Here is a 4,013-nt window from a genome sequence, read left to right on the forward strand (position 1 = left end):
GGACGTCGATGGCGGATCCTGGGGCGCGGGCCGCCTGACGTGTTCGGGGCGCGGCGTGTGGCGGTGGCAGCCGCTCCCCCGCTTCAGCCTCCACCAGGGCCGGTCGGCCGAGATCGGGACCTCCGGCCAGAAGCCGGCGCTGCGCCTGCGCGCCGTGGTGAACCTGCCCTGGGCCGAGGCAGGCCGGCTGGAGATCAGCAAACCCCGGCGCACGCTGCTTGAGCAGCAGCTTCCGCACAGCGCCGTGGCCGGGGCGGTGACGATGCTGTCCATGCGCCGAGGCGCGGATCTGCCCGCCGCTCGCTGGGGACGGGGGCCCTTCGGCAACTCGGCCCGTTCTGTCGGCTACTCGTGCACGATCGCGGGATCGCACGGCGGCCCGGCGTTGAAGGCATCCGTCATGCTCGCCCTACCCACCACGATGGAGTCCACTGTGGTCGCCTGCGCGGACGTCCTGATCGAGGACGCGGAGACGTGGGCAGCAGCTCTTGGCCCCGGCTGGGACACGCAGTTGGGCTTCGACGAGGCCCAGGCCGTGCTGCTCGCCGCGTGGGAGACAGCTGCCGAGCTGCTGCCCGACGTCGTCGGCGACGTGGCCGGGCTGTCGTGGGCCGCCCCGCCCACCACCGAACTGCGGATGACGTGCGAACAGCCCGCGGACAACGGCGTCTTGCCGGTCCTGGACACGCTCGTCGATCTGGCGCCGCTCGGCTCCAACGACGGAGGCCCCAGATCGCGGATGGCTGTGACCATCATCGCAGCGCCGGCCATGGGCCGGGCGGAGCGCCAGATCCTCCTTCGGGAGGCGTTGGTGCTCATGGCCCGCGAGTTCGGGTACGTCGACGCGGAGGTGGACGTGGTGTAGCTCGGCGGCCGGGCAAGGACCGTGCTGATCGGCGTTTCAGATCAGAAGCCGACAGGGGCAGGCGGCTTCAAGAGCGAGGTCGGAAGGTAGGCGGACCTGGTCTGCATGTCCCAGCCGTGCACCTGTACGGCAAGTGCGGCCAAGGCGATCGCGCCCAGGGGAAGCAGGCTCCCGGGCGCGGGATTTTCACCGACACCGGCACGGTGCTGCGCCAGTCGTTCGTCCAAGGCCCGTTCGAACGCGATCTGATCGTCGGCGAGCAGGACGCGCAGCAGGCGCTGATCGGGGCTAACCGCGTGGGCGGCGTCCAGGGCGAGGGCCGCGTCCAGTCGCTCGTCCGTCGAAGGCTTCGTCAGCGTCAGCTGCGGCCAGTCGCGGGGCAGGTGCCCCCGGGCCGGGGTCAGGTAGCCGCACAGGGCGTCCATGTGTGCGAGGTCGGCCGGATCGGAGACGGAGTCCCGGCCAGCGTGGGGCAGGCTGTTGCGCAGTGCGGGCGCGAAGTCGTTGCGCAGGAGCAGACCGATCACCCGTTCCCAGTCCCGCACCAGACCGCTGGCGACGCAGATCTCGAAGGCGTCGATCCATGTGCGGGCGGTGACCGTGTCGGTCGCGTCGTGCATCTCGTCGTAGTCCAGCTCCTCGCTGGTCAGGCGCGTTCCGGTAAGAGGCAAGGGGATCTCCCAGTCGCCTCTGGGGGTGCAGCCCAGGTCCAGCACGCCCAGGCGGCATTCAGCAGCGGTGACCAGGGCGAGGCGGGTGCGCTCGTCGTCGAGGCCGGGGTCCTGGATGGTGCGCGCTGCGACGTGGTCGAGCAGTTCGTGGCCGAGTTCCTCGAGCATCACGCGCATCGGGTAGCGGCGTTGGTAGACGTCCTCGAAACGCTCCTGGACACGGTCCGCCTTGTCACCGAGGGCCTGGTCGAGGCGCTGCTGGTTCACGGGGTGGCGTAGCGCGTGGTTGGTCTCCATCCGTGAATCCTGTCAGGCGCCACTGACATCGCCGCTCTCGCGATTTCGTCCGGCGAGCGCATTCCGGCGACGCGGGCTCCGAAGGCATTGTGCGAGCGGGGGTGATCATCCTGTGGCGTTCCAGGGCTGCTCGTCGTCGGACCGGGCGACGCGCTCATGTTCTGATCGGGCCGCTTCGAGCAGGTGGCGCCAGGAGGTGACCAGCGGTCGGCGTCGCAGGAGGGAGCGCCGTTCACGCTCGGTCATGCCGCCCCAGACGCCGTGCTCGATGCGATTGTCGAGGGCATGGGCGAGGCACTCGGTGCGCACCGGGCAGCCGGTGCACAGAGCCTTGGCCCGGTTCTGGGCCGCGCCGTCGACGAAGAGTTCGTCCGGATCTGCGGTTCGGCAGATCGCGTGTTCGCCCCAGGTCTCCTGTTCATCCCCGACCATCTGGACGCCGTCCCCTCCCCGGTCCGGCCTGCCGTTCCCCCCGGCAGACGCAGTCCGCAAACCGTACGGCACGCGCGTAGAGCGTGGGAGATCGGATGGTGACGGCAATCCCTTCGGGTGAAGGGGACTTGACGACACAAGGGTGGTCCCTGATGTGTCAGCCGGTGGCCGAGCAGCCGGGCATCGCCGGGAGCGGGGCCTCGCCTGTCAGGGCGCTGATCCGGCGCCGGATCGCCGCGAACATCTCGGCCCGCTCCGCCTTGACCGGGTAGTCGAAGCGGTCGTAGCGCAGCTGGAGGGTGGCGGAATTGTCCAGGGCTTTCAACAGGACCAGACCGCGGCCCCCGTCGGAGGTTGGGTCGCGGTGCCCGCGCAGTTCCAGCGGCAGCCCGTGCTCGGGGTCGATGAGGGCCTGCACCAGCTCGGCCCGGCGCAGGCCGGTGTCGGAGTAGTGGTCCAGCTCCAGGATCCACCACTCCCCCAGGCGAGACTGGTGTCCGGTGACGACCTGGGGCACGGCGACCGTGTGCAGGAGGCCGAGGCGGCGCAGCAGCCCGCTGGGGAGCCAGGCCGCGTCACGCCAGGTGGATTCGTACGGGAGCGGCTGGCGCTCGTCTTCCCACCGGCGTTCGTGGGCGGTCCAGGTGTCGCTGGCGAGCCAGCTGGCCTCGCCTGCGTGGTCGCGGATTCGTTCGGCGAGGGTGGCTTCGGCCTTGTGGAAGGCGCGTCGGGAGGGGCCGGTGAGCTGGATGCTGGTCGGCTGGCCGAGACGGCGGAGCTCGATGCCGCGCTCGCTTCGTGCGGTGATCCGGCACCCGTTGAGTCCGTGGATCTCGTCGTCGCCGGTGCCCACGGACACGCGGGCGGGCAGGAGGCCGGCCAGCAGGCTGTCGAGACTCGCGTTGCTCTCCAGGTGGAGCCGGATGCCCTCAGCGGTGGGCTGGACGTATTGGATGCCGAAGGGGAACTCGAAGAAGTTCCGCTGGGAGCTGAGGATCCAGTAGAACGTCTCTGATTCGAGCAGGAGTTGGGCGCAGTGGGCGGGCGCCGGGATGAGAGGGGCTTGCCGGGGCAGGCCGGCGACGATCTCGCATGCGAGTTGGCGGGGGGCCCCGGTGTAGAGGGCGTAGGTCCGGGCCCGGCTGCTGGTCTGGGTGGCCGACATGGCTTCAGGCACCTTCCGCTCAGCTCCGTCGGCCCGCGGAGCGTGAGGAACAGGCACTGGTGTGCAGTGTTGCGGTCGGTGGGGTGCAGCTGATCGAAGCCGCGCTTCTTCGCCTCCGCCTTGAACCAGTGGGCCGAGGTTCGCGTGAGGAGCAGCAGACCGATGCCGCAGGGCGCCACTGTAGTTCTCGGTCTCGGCTCGAAGGGGGCGCCACGCCGTTCGCCGGTTCGGGGCGTGAGTTACAGGGGAGAGGCGGCTGGCTGGGGATCGTCGTGCTCGGCGAGTTGGCCGCGGGCGAGGGCTTCTTGTCGCAGCGCGGTCCTGAGGTGCCACAACGAGATCGCCGGCAGGAGGCCGCCGAGCCGGGCCACGGCTCTCAGTGCCTCAGCCGCCTGGGCCAGGAGCTTGGCGGCCGATCGTGCCTGCTCGGGGATCCGGTCCCCGCTCAGGCCTTCCACGATCTCGTCCAGTAGCTGTGCCAGCTCACCAGCTCCTGGGTCCTCCGGCACATCAACTCCCCACCACCGGACGGCAGCCTCCAAGGCCATGAAGCAGTCGGTGCGGTCGAGCGGCGGCGTGGTCC

General features: G+C 70.3%; 3 protein-coding genes and 2 pseudogenes. 1 reads left to right on the forward strand and 4 read right to left on the reverse strand.

Features of this window, described 5'->3' with window-relative positions:
• Nucleotides 1–865: pseudogene (locus ABZ281_RS40950) on the forward strand (hypothetical protein); the annotation flags it as partial.
• Between the two features lie 41 nt (nucleotides 866–906).
• Here ABZ281_RS40950 and ABZ281_RS40955 read toward each other — a convergent pair.
• The 4 genes and pseudogenes from ABZ281_RS40955 to ABZ281_RS40970 all read right to left on the reverse strand — a co-directional run.
• On the reverse strand, nucleotides 907–1,833 hold the full coding sequence (locus tag ABZ281_RS40955; protein WP_356663041.1) for an Imm49 family immunity protein: 927 nt from the start codon (nucleotides 1,831–1,833) through the stop codon (nucleotides 907–909).
• A 105-nt stretch (nucleotides 1,834–1,938) separates the two neighbouring features.
• Complete coding sequence (locus tag ABZ281_RS40960; RefSeq protein ID WP_356663042.1) at nucleotides 1,939–2,265, reverse strand: WhiB family transcriptional regulator; 327 nt, start codon at nucleotides 2,263–2,265, stop codon at nucleotides 1,939–1,941.
• Nucleotides 2,266–2,422: 157 nt separating this feature from the next.
• Nucleotides 2,423–3,430 carry a hypothetical protein gene (locus ABZ281_RS40965; RefSeq protein WP_356663043.1) on the reverse strand — a complete coding sequence of 336 codons (1,008 nt, stop codon included), beginning with the start codon at nucleotides 3,428–3,430 and terminating at the stop codon, nucleotides 2,423–2,425.
• A gap of 239 nt (nucleotides 3,431–3,669) precedes the next feature.
• Nucleotides 3,670–4,013, reverse strand: a pseudogene (locus ABZ281_RS40970) (hypothetical protein); the annotation flags it as partial.

Origin of the sequence: Streptomyces sp. NPDC006265 (assembly GCF_040613555.1) — a bacterium.
GTDB lineage: Bacteria > Actinomycetota > Actinomycetes > Streptomycetales > Streptomycetaceae > Streptomyces.